Source organism: Salicibibacter cibarius (assembly GCF_016495725.1).
GTDB lineage: Bacteria > Bacillota > Bacilli > Bacillales > Marinococcaceae > Salicibibacter > Salicibibacter cibarius.
Map to the genome: position 1 here is coordinate 794210 of NZ_CP054705.1, position 16005 is coordinate 810214.

The following is a 16005-nucleotide window of genomic DNA, read 5'->3' on the forward strand; positions in this document are numbered from 1 at the left end:
CGATCGGTCGGGAAACAAGGCATTACCCTTTTTCTGCCAAGTTCCCCGCGCTTTCCAAGGTCACAATGTTTTCTTTACTCTCGCCATCGACATCCGCAACAATCGCCCGACCTTCATAAGTGCCTCCTTCAGCTTCAAACTCAAAATACATCGGTGTTTTTGAACTTACGGCATCAAAGATTAAATTTTGCTCTTCAACGCCTTGAAATGTGCCGGTCCAATCATCGTTATCTTTTACTTCAATATTACCAACACGGAAATTGAACACCTTTCCATCTGTTGTTCGTAAAGCGTCTACTTTCATGACCGAATCCTCCTATTTCATCGTATGTAATTATCTTTCCCGGCAAAGCATGAAAACAAACGATGGATTTTTTGTGCGTAAGTTGTGTAAAAGGTCGAACTCCGTATCAATCGACTATATGCAGACGTCTATCGATCTGTTTTCAGCGGTTGCCAGGATTTCAGAACGTAAGGATACGGGAATAGGAGAAATGTAGGGCGCTTTGTCCTGAAAATCGGTGAATACAGGACAAAATCTCGGGTGACCCTAAAATTTTGTCTTTAAAAGGGTTTGAATCAAGATAAAACCGCATCAATAGGTCCGATTTTTGATCTCAAAATTAGGGGCAAAGCGTCGTTGAACAGCATAATAAAGCCGTCAGGGCAGCCAAGAAATTTTCCGATGCCTGCCTTCGGGAGCACGTGCGATTACCACCGGGATAAAGAGATGGAGGGATAGAAAAAATGCCTCGTCAATCAAACGTTATTTTGCATGGAATGAAACTTATAATGAAAAATGACGTATGGATAAATGGATATATTTTTTTGCGAAATGAAACGATCATTGCTGTCGGGAAAGATTTAAAAGACGACGATTTTCCCGGAATCCCGAGGCGGATGTACAGAGAGAACATGCTTGCGTTTCCCGGGTTTATTGACATTCACACCCATGGCGGATACGGGGTCGATGTGATGGACGGCAGCCAAGAAGTGTTTGAAACGTTAGGGGCTTCTTTGCCGTCTGAAGGTACGACCGCGTATTTGGCGACGACGATTACGCAAGAGAAAGAAAACATCACGCGGGCGTTGCAGACAGGAGCTGTTTATTACCACCGGCAAAGGGAAGCAGGCGTTGCTGAATTGTTGGGCTTTCATTTGGAAGGACCTTTTATCAACGTCAAGAGAAAAGGTGCGCAGCCGGAGGAACATATTATAAGTAATGACCTTGATCTTTACAAAGCTTTTCAACGGGAAGCCGACGGCACTATCCGAATAGTCACCTACGCACCGGAAATGTTGGGTGGGCTGGATTTAACGGCCTATATAAGTGAAACAGGCGTGATCCCTTCCATTGGCCACTCGGATGCAACCTACGGGGAAATGAAGACAGCGGTGGCAGCCGGCGCAAAGCACATCACCCATCTTTACAACGGGATGCGCGGCTTTCACCATCGCGAACCAGGTGTTGTCGGCGCGGCTTATACGATTGATGAACTCCAGAGTGAAATCATCGCGGATGGGTTGCATAGCTCACCGCCTGCTGTGGCAACGGCTTATCGGACAGGCGGATTCCGTAATCTTTTTCTTATTACCGATAGTATGAGAGCGAAGGGGCTTCAAGACGGCACGTATGATCTGGGCGGCCAAGGTGTAACTGTTCGGGATGAGAAGGCTACCCTCGCGGACGGCACCCTTGCCGGCAGCATTATAACGATGGATGGGTGCGTGCGTAATATGCGTGCATATACGGATGCCGCTTTGCCCGAGCTTGCGGCCATGGTCGCCGGCAATCAGGCAAAGGCGCTGGGGATTGATGATCGCAAAGGTTCGATTGCCCCGGAAAAAGACGCAGATCTTGTCTTGCTTAATGAACATCTGGACGTTGAGGAAACGTGGTGTCGCGGTCAGTTAGCGTATCAAAGCGAGGAGCGATAAGGATGGACATACAAATCTGTAAAAATTACGAGAATCTAAGCACAAAAGCTTGTGCGCATGTGTCCGGACAGATTGCAAAAAAAGAAAACAGTGTATTGGGATTGGCAACGGGTGGTACGCCCGAAGGGATGTACAAAAAGTTGGTCGAGCAACATCGAAAGGGTGTACTTTCTTTTCAACAGGTAACCACGTTCAATCTGGATGAATACATCGGTTTGCCCGCGAACCATCCTTTAAGCTATCGCGTATATATGAAGGATCGTTTCTTTTCAAAGGTTGACCTTTCAGTGGTGAATACACACTTGCCCGATGGCCAAGCGGCTGATCTAACGGCGGAATGTGCACGTTATGAAGCATTGCTTCGCGAGGCAGGCGGTGTAGACATACAAGTGTTGGGGCTGGGGCATAACGGTCACATCGGCTTCAACGAACCGGGCACGCCCTTTGCTTCTACCACTCACATTGTCGAACTTGATGGAAAAACGAGAGAGGCGAATGCCCGTTACTTTGACAAAAAAAGCGATGTTCCCAAAAAAGCAATAACCATGGGAATCGAAACGATTTTAGCTGCCGGCGAAATCCTGGTTCTCATCTCGGGTGCCGATAAGGCCGAAGCACTCAGAGACATGCTGTATCGGGAGATGACGACTGAATTTCCGGCCACCGCTTTGCAACAGCATCCGAATGTTACCATCCTTGCCGATGAACAAGCGGCAAAAAGCTTGCACGAATAGGCCGAGGTGTTTTTTCATAAGCATGTGGGACAGCTAGGCAAAACCGGCACGCCCTTTGAGAACCGTATATTTATCAGCCGAAAACATTAGAATATCAGCCAAAATAAACGATTTATCAGCCATTCCGGTTCCCGGAAAAAAATTTGTGTCTTCACGGTACACGATTTATGATATGATATGAAATGATTATCTTGTAAAGTTTATGAGAATGGGGCGTATAACGTGTTTACAGATATAAATGGGGGGCAACAAGTCCATTACCATTGCTCGGGAGAGGGGAAAGATGTGATTCTCCTGCATGGATGGGGCGCGAACATTGACGCTTTTTCCCCGGTGCATCGTAACCTCGAACAGCATTTCAAGGTATGGTCGCTTGATTTCCCCGGTTTTGGGAAAAGCCCGGAACCACCGGAGCCGTGGAGCGTCGATGATTATACAAATATGTTGGAACAATTTATGAAAACACATGATATTCAGCGCCCGATTCTGATTGGACATTCATTCGGAGGCAGGGTGTCGATTCGTTATGCCTCTGACCGAGATGTACATAAGGTTATTTTAGTGGATAGCGCGGGCATTAAACCGAAACGCAAGTTAAAAAATCAAGTGAAAGTATATTCGTATAAAACGAGTAAAGCATTATTAAATCTACCTGGCTTAAAATCACGCAAGGAAGACATCCTCGCGAATATGAAAAAGAAATTGGGATCCACTGACTATCAAAACGTATCCGGTGTGATGCAGCAAACGCTCGTGAAAGTCGTGAATGAAGATTTGCGCCATTATTTGCCGCGCATTGCGGTGCCCACATTATTGGTCTGGGGCGAGCATGACGACGCGACGCCTGTATCCGATGCTAAAATAATGGAAGAAATGATTCCCGATGCCGGCCTTGTCGTCCTTAAAGGCGCAGGCCACTATGCTTATCTCGATAACCTACAGGAATTTTTAGTCATCCTCAATCATTTTCTTGATAAAGACAAGGGGGCCCGTACGTCGCATGAGTAACCTATTGATTCTTTTACTTATTGCCGCTTGGGCTTGGTATACGATTATCCGTGTGAAAAAGAACGTGCATATGCTCCAACTCAATGCATATCGAACGGAGCGGTATTTCCGCTGGATGAAAGAGCACCCGGAAAAAGCAATGTATCCGCGTGACGTGTGGCCGGCGCTTGCGCTTGTTTTCTTGTTGCCGTTCTGGGGGTTCTCAGCTACTTGGGCCTTAACGCTTGCGGCATTATGGGCGATCGCGGCCTATGGTTTGCTCATCGTCACGCGGCCGAAAGCCGCGGAGAAAAAGAAGCTTGTTTATACACCGCGCGTGAAAAGGCTGTTGGTCGCAACGGGCATCCTTTATGTGCTTATCCTCGCGATTGCATGGCTAATTGGCGTTAATGCCTTCGTCGCCCTTTTGCTTTTGTTGGTTGCGGCTAATATTCTTGCTTTTTTTATCGTTATGATTGCAAATGTCATCAATTTGCCGGTCGAGTCGCAGATTAATCAACGTTATTTTAATGATGCCGAAAGCATCGTGGAATCGATGCCCGATCTTGAAGTAATCGGCATCACGGGAAGCTTTGGAAAAACGAGCACGAAGCATATTTTAAAGGCTGTATTGGCAGCTGAGTACAACGTTCTCATGACTCCGGAAAGCTACAATACGAAAATGGGGGTTACAAGAACGATTCGGGAACATTTGAAGCCGTATCACGATCTGTTTATTGCCGAGATGGGCGCGAAACAAGAGAATGATATTGCAGAGATTTGTGAACTTGTTCATCAAAAATACGGCGTGCTTACCGCGATCGGGGAACAGCATTTAGAAACGTTTAAAACCCTTGAAAACATAAAAAAGACGAAATTTGAACTCGTGGAAACACTGCCGGAAGATGGAACGGCTTTTCTCAATAAAGATGATGAAAACATCCGCGCGTATCCGCAAATGAATAATTGCCGCACGATGTATTACGGGATCGATGCCGATGATCTTCATTACCGTGCGACAGAAATCGCGTATTCGGCAAAAGGCACCACATTTAAGGTGCTAAAGTATGACGGATCGAGCGTGATGATTGAAACGAAATTATTGGGCAGGCATAACATCTATAATATTCTCGCGGCTGTGGCGATTGGATCGGAAAAGAACATTCCGCTGGAAAAAATTGCCCGGGCCATTAAAGGGGTTCCGCCGGTTCCGCATCGTCTCGAACTGAAAAAATCGAGCGAAAAACTCACTATCATTGATGATAGTTTTAATTCCAATCCGACCGGTTCGAAGATGGCCGTCGAGGTGCTGGGATCGATGCCGGAGAAAAAAGTGCTCGTCACGCCCGGGATGATTGAGTTGGGCGAGAAAGAATATGAGCTTAATAAAACACTTGCGCACCATGCGGCCGGGGTTTGTGATTTTATTATTCTCGTTGGCAAAAAACAAACCGAACCGCTTCAAGACGGGTTAACGGAAGCTGAATATCCGCAGGCGCGCTATTATGTGGCTGCAGATTTGCAAGATGCGTTGCAAAAAATGCGCGAGGTGACGGCAACGGAACCTTCCGTTGTGCTGCTGGAAAACGATTTGCCGGATACGTTCAATGAATAGTAGGGGGAACAATGAACATGAAAACAAAAGTAGGTGTTTTTTTCGGAGGAATATCTGTTGAGCATGAAGTTTCCGTGATTTCAGGCTTGCAGGCGATTGACGCCATGGATGACCGCCGTTATGAGCCGGTCCCCATTTATATGGCGAAAGACCGCACCTGGTACACCGGGGAAAAATTGTTGGACATTGAAGCCTACAAGGACTTGGATGGTTTGTTAAAAGAAGTACAATCCGTAACCCCTGTTGCGGCTGAAAACGGTGGCGTTATTTTACAAAAAAATCCGGTGCCCAAGTTTGGAAAAAGAGAAGTCGCCCATATCGATGTTGCTTTCCCCGTGTTGCACGGAACGTTTGGCGAAGATGGGGCGTTGCAAGGGTTCTTTGAGTTGTTAAATATTCCATATGCCGGTTGCGATGTCGCTTCCTCCGCGGCCGGGATGGATAAAATCATGATGAAGCAAATGCTTCGGGACCAGGACGTGCCGGTGCTGTCGGATGTTTGGTTTTATCAGCATCAGTGGGCAGGAGACCAAGCGGCGCTACAGAAAAAAATCGAGGACAAACTTGGGTACCCGGTCATTGTCAAGCCGTCAAACCTTGGGTCAAGTGTAGGCATTGACATTGCCCATGATTCGGCTTCACTTGAAACGGTGGTGGAGGAGGCATTTTCCTTCGCCTCTAAACTCGTTGTTGAACCCTTGATCTCTGACTTAACCGAAGTCAATTGCTCGGTGCTCGGCGATTCTGAAGAGACAAAGACCTCCGAGCTGGAAGAAGTATTGAAAAGCGAAGAGATTTTAAGTTATGCCGATAAGTATCAAGGCGGTGCCGGCGGAAAAGGAGATACGTCGGGGGCGAAAGGCCCCGGGGGAATGGAGAATACGGATCGTGTCATCCCCGCCCCGATCGACGGGGAATTCTCTACGGAGATTCATCGCTTGGCAAAGGAAACCTTCCGTGCTCTCGGCTGTAGCGGCGTTTCCCGCATTGACTTCATGATCGACAAAAACGAAAATCAAGTGTATGTCAATGAGATTAACACGATCCCGGGATCGCTTTCCTTTTATTTATGGGAGCCGGCCGGCAAAGATTTCACCACCCTTATCCACGAGATGATTCAATTGGCGTTGAAGCGGGAACGAAACCGCGAGCGCTTAACATTCTCCATCGACACCAACCTTTTCGCCATGCAAGGTGGCGGAAAAGGCGGAAAACAGGGGAGTAAAAGATAAAAATGGGAGACTGTCTTCCAGTGTGAAAGACAGTCTCCGTTACTTTTCCGACTTAAAACAGACTGATGATAAAACCGATCACCACAATTAAGCCGATAATCATTAAAATGGTTCGTATCATGATTGTCATCGTTCCTTTCCAAGGGATTTGCTTAGTTATATCCTTCAAACCTATTCACAAAACATTATGCGACAAAAATGAAACGAAGGTGGGGGCATTTCAGGAAGGTTAAATCTTCCATTTTATCTCCTGGCATGAGAAGATAAAGCCAATGGTTCAAAGGGATGCTCTGGAGACAACTGAGTCTTCAGGAAGGTGAACTGTGGACTCAAAAAGATGATATGGAGCTAACTGAGTCTTCAGGCAGGTGAACTGCGGACTCGAAAGGATGCACTGGAACTAACTGAGTCCTCAGGCAGGTGAACTGCGGACTCAAAAGGAAGCACTGAAGGCAAGTGAGTCCTCAGGCAGGTATTCTGCGGACTCGAAAGGAAGCACTGGAACTAACTGAGTCCTCAGGAATGCGATCTGCGGACTCAAAAGGGTGATCTGGAGGCAACAGAGTCCTCAGGCAGGTGAACTGCGGACTCGAAAGGATACACTGGAGGCAACTGAGTCTTCAGGGAGGTGATCTGTGGACTCAAAGGGATGCTCTGGAGCTAACTGAGTCCTCAAGCTCGTGTTTTGTGGGCTAATTTGCCGAACGCCAAATTAATCTGCAAATGTAAAAAACACGGTATGTTTGACATCCTTTCATCTCCAATGGGGTGTCGCGAAGCGTCATGTTTGTTTTGGGAGCGTAAGAATCGTGGTTTTATCGCCCGGAATTTTTGAAATCCTGTACCCGGTGCGAAGTTATTCCAAACGCATTGTAGAGTCTACAGATTAAAGTGTGGATATGCCCATTAAAATTAATATTAAGAATATTGCGCTTATCTATCGATATGAGTAGCAAAATGTCGTCCCGCCTTAAGTGGAGCCGTTCCAAGTCGGAACGAAGGCGGCAGTGTTATATAGGGTCATTCCCTCGGCAAGAATACATTCCTTAGGAGGTGAGAAAAGTGGTCGGCCATTCATTAGAAATTGATAAGACAATCCTCTATATTCAACAAAATCTCCACGAGCCCCTCACCCTTTCCGAATTGGCTGGGCACGTTGCTTACAGTCCTTACCATTTCACACGTATGTTTAAAGAGCGAATGGGCATTTCCCCTCTCTACTACGTGTCGTCACTACGTTTGCAAAAGGCTAAGGATTTATTGTTACATACAGATTTGGGCATCAGGGATATAGGGCTTGAGATCGGTCAACAAAGCTTTGGAACGTTCACGACTCGATTTACCGAACGCGTAGGAGTGAGTCCATCCCGTTTTCGCACTACAGCGCAACAAGCCGATGTCCACTTAGGTGCTTTGCAAAAACTAGATAAATGGACGCCATTACAATCTGGAATGGACGATCATAATAAAATAGCAGGGGCGGTCCAAGCGGAATTTCCATTCGAAGGAATCATATTGATTGGTTTGTTTGCCAAACCCATTCCTGAAGGATTCCCCCTGTACGGAACATTACTTTCCTCATTGGGGGAGTTTTGTTTTACAGATGTTCAGCCGGGCATTTATTACCTTATGGCTACAGCAGTTTCCTGGGACATGCAGGGGATGGATTTCTTGATGCCACATACAACATTACGCGGCCGGGCAAAGGAGGCGATCATGGTAAGCCCATCTTCTCCCGTTCCGTACCAGAAGCTGTTGCTCCATCCGCCAAGACTTGACGATCCCCCTATTCTCATTTCCCTGCCGCTGCTCATGCAAAATTTTCTCAATCGTATACATCAACATAGCAATCGATAAGAAACTTTTTCATTGATAACGTGTTAAGATCATCCCAAGGAGGGGATATGTTTATGGAAAACAAAAAATTATTTCAAAAGATGAATAACGCATTTGCAACCGGTGATGTCGGTTTAATTATTGAGAATGTAGCAGAAAACATTCAATGGAACATGGTAGGCAACTCACAAGTGGAAGGAAAGCGTGCGGTCATGGAAATGATGGAGCCGATGAGAGGAGTGGTTGCAGAAGAATATGTAACGAAAAATATCATTACAGGTGGAAACGCTGGCGTTATCGAAGGAACGATGCTCATGCCAATGGAAAACGGAGAAAAGAAAACGTATGCTTTTTGCGACATTTATAAGCTCGATCAAGATGGAAAGATCGAAGAATTGACTGCTTATTTAATTGAAATGACATAGGTGGCAAAAAAGGGGATTTGACTATGGGAAAAGTTGTCGTTTATATGTCCATGTCACTGGACGGTTTTATTGCCGGGCCTAACGATAGTATTGCTCAGCCTCTGGGGGAAGGAGGATCGGTCCTTCATGAGTGGTTGTTTGATGGCAATATTGCTAGCAAGCATAATGATTTTTTTCAACTTTTAAGCAGAAAAAGTAGGGGCGTTTTTGATGAATCGTTCGAGACAGCGGGAGCGATTGTTGTGGGTAGACGCACGTATGATGTTGTAGGCGGGTGGGGCGGCAACCATCCTATTCATGGCGTCCCGGTATTTGTATTAACCCATCATATTCCATCCCCAACCCCCAATGGTTCAACGTCTTTCACTTTTGTAACGGACGGTATCGAAAGCGCCATTGAACAGGCAAATGCAGCAGCAGATGATAAAAATGTCAGTGTGGGAGGCGCCCATATAGTTCAGCAATGCATCAATGCCGGTCTTCTGGACGAAATCCATGTTCACCTGGTGCCAGTGCTGCTCGGCAGCGGTATCCGTTTGTTCGATCTATCAGGGGATGATTCTGTTCGCCTGGAAAAGACAAGGGTGATTGAGTCTCCTGATGTTACACACCTTACCTTCCGTATCATTAAGTAACTTTAGTATGTCTGTATGCCACATCTTAAAAAAATCACCATTTCCTACTTGCATTTTTACCGCAAGGATCATATAATATAACTTGTCAGCTTAAGTGGCCCGTTGGTCAAGGGGTTAAGACACCGCCCTTTCACGGCGGTAACGCGGGTTCGAATCCCGCACGGGTCACCATTCTGGAAATTAGAAGTATCTCTATCATCCAACATCTAACATCCAAACTGGAGGAGTAGCGAAGTTGGCCAAACGCGGCGGACTGTAAATCCGCTCTCTTTCGAGTTCGGCGGTTCGAATCCGTCCTCCTCCACCATTTTTCATACGCGGGAGTAGTTCAGTGGTAGAACACCACCTTGCCAAGGTGGGGGTCGCGGGTTCGAATCCCGTCTCCCGCTCCAAATGAGTCATATACATATTTTTGCGGGTGTAGTTTAATGGTAAAACCTCAGCCTTCCAAGCTGATGACGTGGGTTCGATTCCCATCACCCGCTCCATACCATAATCAATGGCAAAACGTGTGGTTTTGCTTTTTTTAATGCTTTTTTTTCATTGACCGTAACAATTCTCGTTAAATACCGATATATATAATGGACGGATATTGGACCAGAGATAATGGCATAATGGAAAAATGAAGCAGTTTTTTGATCACCATACCAAATTCACCCTGAATGCCTTCAGCTATGTTATAATAAAAAAGCTAACCTCTCGAGGTTTCTCGGTTTTAATTCCTATTGGGAGGACACATAATGTTTGGCGAGGAGTTCATCACGTGGCTAACAAGAATTGTGGATATTTTGTTAGTGGCGTTTGTCGTATATAAATTGATAACGATTGTGCGCGGGACGAGGGCCGTGCAATTGATTAAAGGGATTACAGTTATTTTGGCTGCCTGGTTTTTTAGCAGCTTATTTGCCTTGCAGACGATGCAGTTTCTTATGAACCTCGTCGTTACATATGGCGTTTTAGCTATTATCATTATTTTTCAACCGGAGATGAGGCGCGCGCTTGAGCAGTTGGGGCGAGGCCGACTGTTCGGCAGAGGGCCGACACCTGAGGAAAAAAACTCCGTAAACACGATTGAAGCGTTGTCGAAATCGCTTCAGTATATGGCCAAAAGAAGAATCGGCGCGCTAATTACCATAGAAAATGAAACGGGGATGGATGATTATATCGAAACGGGAACACCGATAAAAGCGCAAATTTCTACCGAATTGCTCATTAATATTTTCATTCCAAATGCGCCGCTTCATGACGGGGCCGTTATTATCCAAAACAATGAGCTAAGTGCTGCCGCTTGTTATTTGCCGCTTTCGGAAAATCCGTTTATCTCCAAAGAATTGGGCACACGCCATCGTGCAGCCATCGGAGTAAGCGAAGTGACAGATGCGCTTACCATTATCGTATCCGAAGAGACAGGAGATATATCGGTGACGAAAAATAGTGAAATCCATCGTGGGATTGATGATGAGCGGCTTCGCAAGATGCTGGAAAACCAGTTATTAAAGAATGTGAAAACACAATCCCGTTGGCAGTGGGGAGGGCGTAAAAATGGATAAGCTCTTCAATAACCGGTGGTTTTTACGTTTCTTCTCCTTAGTGATCGCGACGATGCTTTTTTTGATGGTTAATATGGATGATATGGGAAATCAACCGGGTGTTTTCCCGGTAACGAATTCCGAACAGTTAACCTTGGAAGATGTGGAATTGGAAGTCTATTATGATGATGAGCAATACGCGATTGTTGAGATGGAAGATACAATAGATATCCAACTGTCAGGGACCCAAAGCGCGTTAAACCTTTTTCAAGTAACGAGTCCAAATTATGAAGTGTATGTGGACCTTGAAGATTTGGGACCCGGCGTACACAATGTCAATGTTGAACAACGTGACTTTCCTGCCGGGATTAATGTGACGACGGAACCGGAATCGGTACAGGTGACGTTGGAAGAGCGGGAAATGACGACGTTGCCGGTAGACATTGAATTCATGAATGAAAATGAACTGCCGGAAGGTTACACGCTCGGAGAACCTGAAGTAACCCCTGAAGAAGTAGAGGTACAAGGGGCTGCCTCCCAATTGCAAGACATCGATTCATTGCAAGCGTATATTGATGTCGGAGGCGCAGAAGAAACGATCTATGAAACGGTGGAGGTAACGGTCTACGGTCCCTATGGTGAGGTGTTGGATTTTGCCGTCGATCCAACTACGGTGGATGTTGTCGTTCCGATTACTCCCCCTTCGGCAGAAGTTCCACTGGAAGTAGAGACCGAAGGAACCCTTGATGAAGATATGGAACTCGTTGATTTTTCCGTGGAGCCGGAGAGTGCCACCATCTACGGAGATTTGGATGTCATTAATGATTTCTCTGCCGTCGAAGTAGGCCCGGTCGATTTAAGCGGGATGACGGAAAGCGAGACGATGGAGTTGGATATTGACGTGCCGGACGGGGTAAGACACGTCCAACCCGAGACAGTTACCGTACAGGTGATCGTCGATGACGATGACGAAGAAGAAACGGAAGAACAAGACAGTGAAGAACAAGATACGGAAGAACAAGACACCCAGACGATGGATCTGCCATTGCAGATGGACAATGTGCCTGAAGAGGTTGAAGTAACGGTTACAGATGAAGAATCCCTCAATGTTACAGTTGAGGGTGACGAAGACGAACTTGATGATTTAATCGAAGACGATGTACGCCTCTATATAGATTATGACGAACTTGATGATGAGAATATGGATGAAGGCGACGAAGCGTCGCACGACATGCAGGTAGAAGTGGAAGGACCAAACGGCTTTATGTACGAGCCGGATCCGGAAAGTGTGGAAGTGGAAATAACAAATCCCGAAGATAGTGAATAGCCTAAATCAGAGTAATGGCAGTCCGTGACTTTCCGTCTTTTAACAGGATTTTTGAACAACCTCTATTAAAGAGGTAGCCATAAGGAGCGATACGATATGGGTAAGTACTTTGGCACTGATGGGGTAAGAGGTGTAGCGAATACCGAACTTACGCCCGAGCTTGCATTTAAGCTCGGGCGCGCGGGTGGCTATGTATTGGCGAACGACCATGGATCCCCAAAAGTTGTGATCGGCCGTGATACACGGATTTCCGGAGAAATGTTGGAAGGCGCCCTCATTGCGGGTCTTCTCTCCATCGGAGCAGAAGTCATGCGTTTAGGCGTCATTACCACCCCCGGTGTTTCTTATCTTACAAAAGCAATCGGTGCTGACACTGGTGTCATGATTTCAGCTTCGCATAACCCCATGGAGGATAATGGAATCAAGTTTTTCGGAGGTGACGGATTTAAACTGTCCGGTACCCAAGAAGCAGAGATCGAGGCGTTGATTGACCAGGAAACGGATATCCCGCGTCCGACAGGTGCTGAACTGGGAAGTGTCAGTGACTACTATGAAGGGGTACAGAAATATATTCAGTTTTTAAAGCAAACGGTTGACGAAGATTTTATGGATTTGCACGTTGCCCTTGATTGTGCACATGGGGCAGCCTCTTCGGTAGCGCCGAGATTGTTTGCGGATCTGGATGCCGAAATCTCTACGATGGGAAACAACCCGGACGGCACGAACATTAATGTGGACGTTGGCTCCACGAAGCCGGAGCAACTCGTCAACCTCGTAAAAGAGAAAAAAGCAGATATTGGCTTGGCTTTCGATGGCGATGCGGACCGGCTCATTGCTGTTGATGAAAAAGGAAATATCGTTGATGGAGATAAAATTCTTTACATTTGCGGTCGCTTTATGAAAGAAGAAGGACTGTTGGCCCATCATACGGTTGTAACTACAATCATGAGCAACCTGGGGTTATACAAAGCCTTTAAAGACATGGACATTGTTGCAAAAAAGACCGCGGTGGGCGACAAATACGTAATGGAGGAAATGCGCCGGGGCGGTTACAGTCTAGGCGGAGAGCAATCGGGCCATATTATATTTCTCGATTATGTCAAAACAGGCGACGGTCTGTTAACAGCTTTGCAACTCGTGAATATTATGAAAGTGAAAGGTAAAGCCTTATCGGAACTCGCTGCAAATGTTGAAAAATATCCGCAACGTTTGGAAAATGTTCGAGTGGTGGATAAACATGCAGTCGAGGAAAATGAAACCGTGCAAGCGGCCATTTCCGATGTGGAAAAACGGATGGCGGGCAATGGACGGGTGCTCGTACGCCCCTCCGGCACCGAATCCCTTGTGCGTGTCATGGTTGAGGCAGAGACAGAAACGCTTTGCCAAGATTATGTGGAAGAGATCACGTCTGTCATTTGGGAGCAGCTGGGCAATCACAATGTGTAAGGGCTGCCAATGCACGGCTTTCTTTTGACGGATGTTTGCACATGTAGTAAGCTGGCGTTGGTTTTATTATTGAAAAAGAAAGGAGGGTCGGGGAAGCAAAAATATTGAATGGATTCATCCATTCAAACAAGCGCCCGGACTGTTTTTGGACGGAAATAAAAACAGTTGACGAGGAGGAGGTTCATCGAATCATCGGCGGATACCTCCCGGTTTCTCGCGGCACAACCGTAAGCTTGAGCCCAAAACGAGGGGGCGACTCTTCGCACAAAGGCGAAAGCAGTGACCGCACCAACATGAAGAGCGGGGCAAGGAATGGCCTGCCCCGGCATGGCATGTCTTGCCTCGCGCAAACGGAGGCATAAGTTAATGTGTGGAATTGTAGGATATATCGGGGCAGAAAGCGTAACGGATATTTTATTGAAAGGCCTGCAAAAACTTGAATATCGCGGATATGATTCGGCAGGCCTTGCCATTGTGGATGAGCAACAAGAAGATGTGCAGCTCGTGAAGGAAAAAGGGCGGATCGCGACATTACGGGAAGAAGTGGAGAAAGCCAATCCCGAAGGAACATGTGGCATCGGGCATACACGTTGGGCGACGCACGGCGCACCGAGTGCCCGGAACGCCCATCCCCATCAGAGTGCAAGTAGACGTTTTACGCTCGTTCACAATGGGGTAATTGAAAACTATGAAAGCCTCAGAGATGAATATCTCTTCGATGTTGATCTGAGAAGTGACACGGATACGGAAGTCATTATACAGATCATTGAGCGTTTTGTATCTGATGGTTTAGCGGTAAATGATGCTTTTCGGAAAACATTGTCGCTTTTAAAAGGTTCCTATGCTCTTGCCCTTATTGACGGGGAAGCTGATGACCGCATTTATGTAGGGAAAAATAAAAGCCCGCTCCTTGTCGGAACGGCTGACGATGCCAATGTTGTCGCATCTGACTCCATGGCGATGCTTCATATTACGAAAACATTTGTCGAACTCATGGATGAGGAAATCGTCACCGTCACTCGCCAAGGGATTCGGATTCAAGACTTGGACGGCAATGATGTGAAACGGGAAGCGTTTATTGCCGAGCTTGATGAAAGCGATACGGAAAAGGGAACGTATGCCCACTATATGCTCAAGGAAATTGATGAACAGCCGCTCGTCATCCGCAATATTTTACAAAAATATCAAGATGAGGCCAATGAGATCAAACTGCCAGATGACATTCGGGATGCGTTTTATGCGTCCGACCGTGTGTATATTATCGCGGCAGGAACGAGTTACCACGCCGGGCTCGTAGGGAAGGAAATGATGGAAAAAGTCATTGGAAAACCGGTGGAAGTGCATATTGCGAGTGAATTTCTGTATAACCAACCTTTACTGTCCCAAAACCCGCTCTTTATTTTCATATCGCAAAGCGGCGAAACAGCGGATTGCCGTGGCGTCCTCGTGAACGTAAAAGCAGCGGGGCACCCATCGCTCACGATTACAAACGTGCCGGGATCCACGCTCTCACGTGAAGCCGACTACACGTTACACACGTATGCAGGCCCGGAGATCGCGGTTGCTTCTACGAAAGCATACACGGCACAGATGGCGATTTTGGCAATTCTCGCCATGGACGGCGCGCATGCCGCCGGAGGCGATACCGGCTTCGACGCGCTTCATGAACTCAGCATTGCCGCCAATGTGATGGAAACGCTTTGCGATTCGAAAGATGATATGGAGCAAATCGCCCGCGACTATTTGTTTGACACGCACAACGCCTTTTTCATCGGCCGTTCTTTCGATTATCATGTCGTTAGGGAAGGCGCGTTGAAATTGAAGGAGATTTCCTATATTCAAGCGGAAGGCTTCGCCGGCGGAGAATTAAAGCATGGAACGATTGCCTTGATCGAAGAAGGAACTCCGGTCATCGCGCTCTCAACCCAAGAAAATGTCGATTTGAACATCCGCGGCAACTTGCAAGAAGTCGTCGCCCGCGGCGCCAACGCCTGCGTGATCAGCATGGAAGGCTGCCACCGGGCAGATGATCAAGTCGTGATCCCACGCGTTCACCCGTATTTGACGGCACTCGTCGCTGTCGTGCCGCTACAGCTGATCTCCTACTACGCAGCCTTGCACCGCGGATGTGACGTTGATAAGCCGAGGAATTTGGCGAAGAGTGTAACGGTGGAATAGGGAATGTAAGAGATCGGGGAAGAATGTGGTTTTAAAATAAAGTTGCGACGTTTGTAAAAAAGATGCGACGCTTATACAAATGTTGCGAAGGTTTACCCCTTTGGATATGATGATTCCAAAGGG

Annotated in this window: 14 protein-coding genes and 4 tRNA genes; 17 read left to right on the forward strand and 1 reads right to left on the reverse strand. The window is 46.9% G+C overall.

Features of this window, described 5'->3' with window-relative positions; genetic code table 11:
• Positions 1–22: 22 nt before the first annotated feature.
• A complete protein-coding gene (locus HUG15_RS04070; protein ID WP_200127252.1) occupies positions 23–304 on the reverse strand; it encodes a hypothetical protein in 282 nt (93 codons plus the stop codon).
• 443 nt (positions 305–747) lie between these two features.
• On the opposite strand from HUG15_RS04070, the gene nagA reads away from it, so the two are divergent.
• The 17 genes from nagA (at position 748) to glmS (ending at position 15882) form a co-directional block, all read left to right on the forward strand.
• Positions 748–1938, forward strand: coding sequence for an N-acetylglucosamine-6-phosphate deacetylase (gene nagA / locus HUG15_RS04075; protein ID WP_246516481.1), 1191 nt, complete (start codon positions 748–750; stop codon positions 1936–1938).
• Between the two features lie 2 nt (positions 1939–1940).
• Positions 1941–2672 carry a glucosamine-6-phosphate deaminase gene (gene nagB, locus HUG15_RS04080; protein WP_200127253.1) on the forward strand — a complete coding sequence of 244 codons (732 nt, stop codon included), beginning with the start codon at positions 1941–1943 and terminating at the stop codon, positions 2670–2672.
• Between the two features lie 222 nt (positions 2673–2894).
• The gene (locus HUG15_RS04085; RefSeq protein ID WP_200127254.1) at positions 2895–3680 is read left to right on the forward strand and encodes an alpha/beta fold hydrolase; all 786 of its coding nucleotides are present in this window, start codon (positions 2895–2897) and stop codon (positions 3678–3680) included.
• The gene (locus tag HUG15_RS04090) at positions 3673–5274 is read left to right on the forward strand and encodes a UDP-N-acetylmuramoyl-tripeptide--D-alanyl-D-alanine ligase (RefSeq protein WP_200127256.1); all 1602 of its coding nucleotides are present in this window, start codon (positions 3673–3675) and stop codon (positions 5272–5274) included. The genes HUG15_RS04085 and HUG15_RS04090 overlap by 8 nt, the downstream gene beginning before the upstream one ends.
• 17 nt (positions 5275–5291) lie before the next feature.
• Positions 5292–6506, forward strand: a complete 1215-nt coding sequence (locus HUG15_RS04095) for a D-alanine--D-alanine ligase family protein (RefSeq protein WP_200127258.1) — start codon at positions 5292–5294, stop codon at positions 6504–6506.
• A gap of 1062 nt (positions 6507–7568) precedes the next feature.
• Entirely contained in the window at positions 7569–8363 is a 795-nt protein-coding gene (locus HUG15_RS04100) for a helix-turn-helix domain-containing protein (RefSeq protein WP_200127260.1), read from the forward strand.
• 53 nt (positions 8364–8416) lie between these two features.
• A complete protein-coding gene (locus tag HUG15_RS04105) occupies positions 8417–8767 on the forward strand; it encodes a nuclear transport factor 2 family protein (RefSeq protein ID WP_200127262.1) in 351 nt (116 codons plus the stop codon).
• 23 nt (positions 8768–8790) lie between these two features.
• The gene (locus HUG15_RS04110; protein WP_200127264.1) at positions 8791–9402 is read left to right on the forward strand and encodes a dihydrofolate reductase family protein; all 612 of its coding nucleotides are present in this window, start codon (positions 8791–8793) and stop codon (positions 9400–9402) included.
• Between the two features lie 96 nt (positions 9403–9498).
• A tRNA-Glu gene (locus HUG15_RS04115) sits at positions 9499–9573 on the forward strand.
• A 49-nt stretch (positions 9574–9622) separates the two neighbouring features.
• Positions 9623–9709, forward strand: a tRNA-Tyr gene (locus HUG15_RS04120).
• A gap of 10 nt (positions 9710–9719) precedes the next feature.
• Positions 9720–9794: transfer RNA gene (locus HUG15_RS04125), tRNA-Gly, on the forward strand.
• Positions 9795–9816: 22 nt separating this feature from the next.
• A tRNA-Gly gene (locus tag HUG15_RS04130) sits at positions 9817–9890 on the forward strand.
• 252 nt (positions 9891–10142) lie between these two features.
• Positions 10143–10952: a diadenylate cyclase CdaA gene (cdaA, locus tag HUG15_RS04135; RefSeq protein ID WP_200127266.1), complete on the forward strand. Its 810-nt coding sequence runs from the start codon at positions 10143–10145 to the stop codon at positions 10950–10952.
• Positions 10945–12258, forward strand: a complete 1314-nt coding sequence (locus tag HUG15_RS04140; RefSeq protein WP_200127268.1) for a CdaR family protein — start codon at positions 10945–10947, stop codon at positions 12256–12258. Before cdaA ends, HUG15_RS04140 begins: the two co-directional genes overlap by 8 nt.
• 96 nt (positions 12259–12354) lie before the next feature.
• A complete protein-coding gene (glmM, locus tag HUG15_RS04145; RefSeq protein WP_200127270.1) occupies positions 12355–13704 on the forward strand; it encodes a phosphoglucosamine mutase in 1350 nt (449 codons plus the stop codon).
• A gap of 104 nt (positions 13705–13808) precedes the next feature.
• Positions 13809–14066: a hypothetical protein gene (locus HUG15_RS04150; protein ID WP_200127272.1), complete on the forward strand. Its 258-nt coding sequence runs from the start codon at positions 13809–13811 to the stop codon at positions 14064–14066.
• A 4-nt stretch (positions 14067–14070) separates the two neighbouring features.
• The gene (gene glmS / locus HUG15_RS04155; protein WP_200127274.1) at positions 14071–15882 is read left to right on the forward strand and encodes a glutamine--fructose-6-phosphate transaminase (isomerizing); all 1812 of its coding nucleotides are present in this window, start codon (positions 14071–14073) and stop codon (positions 15880–15882) included.
• Positions 15883–16005 lie beyond the last annotated feature (123 nt).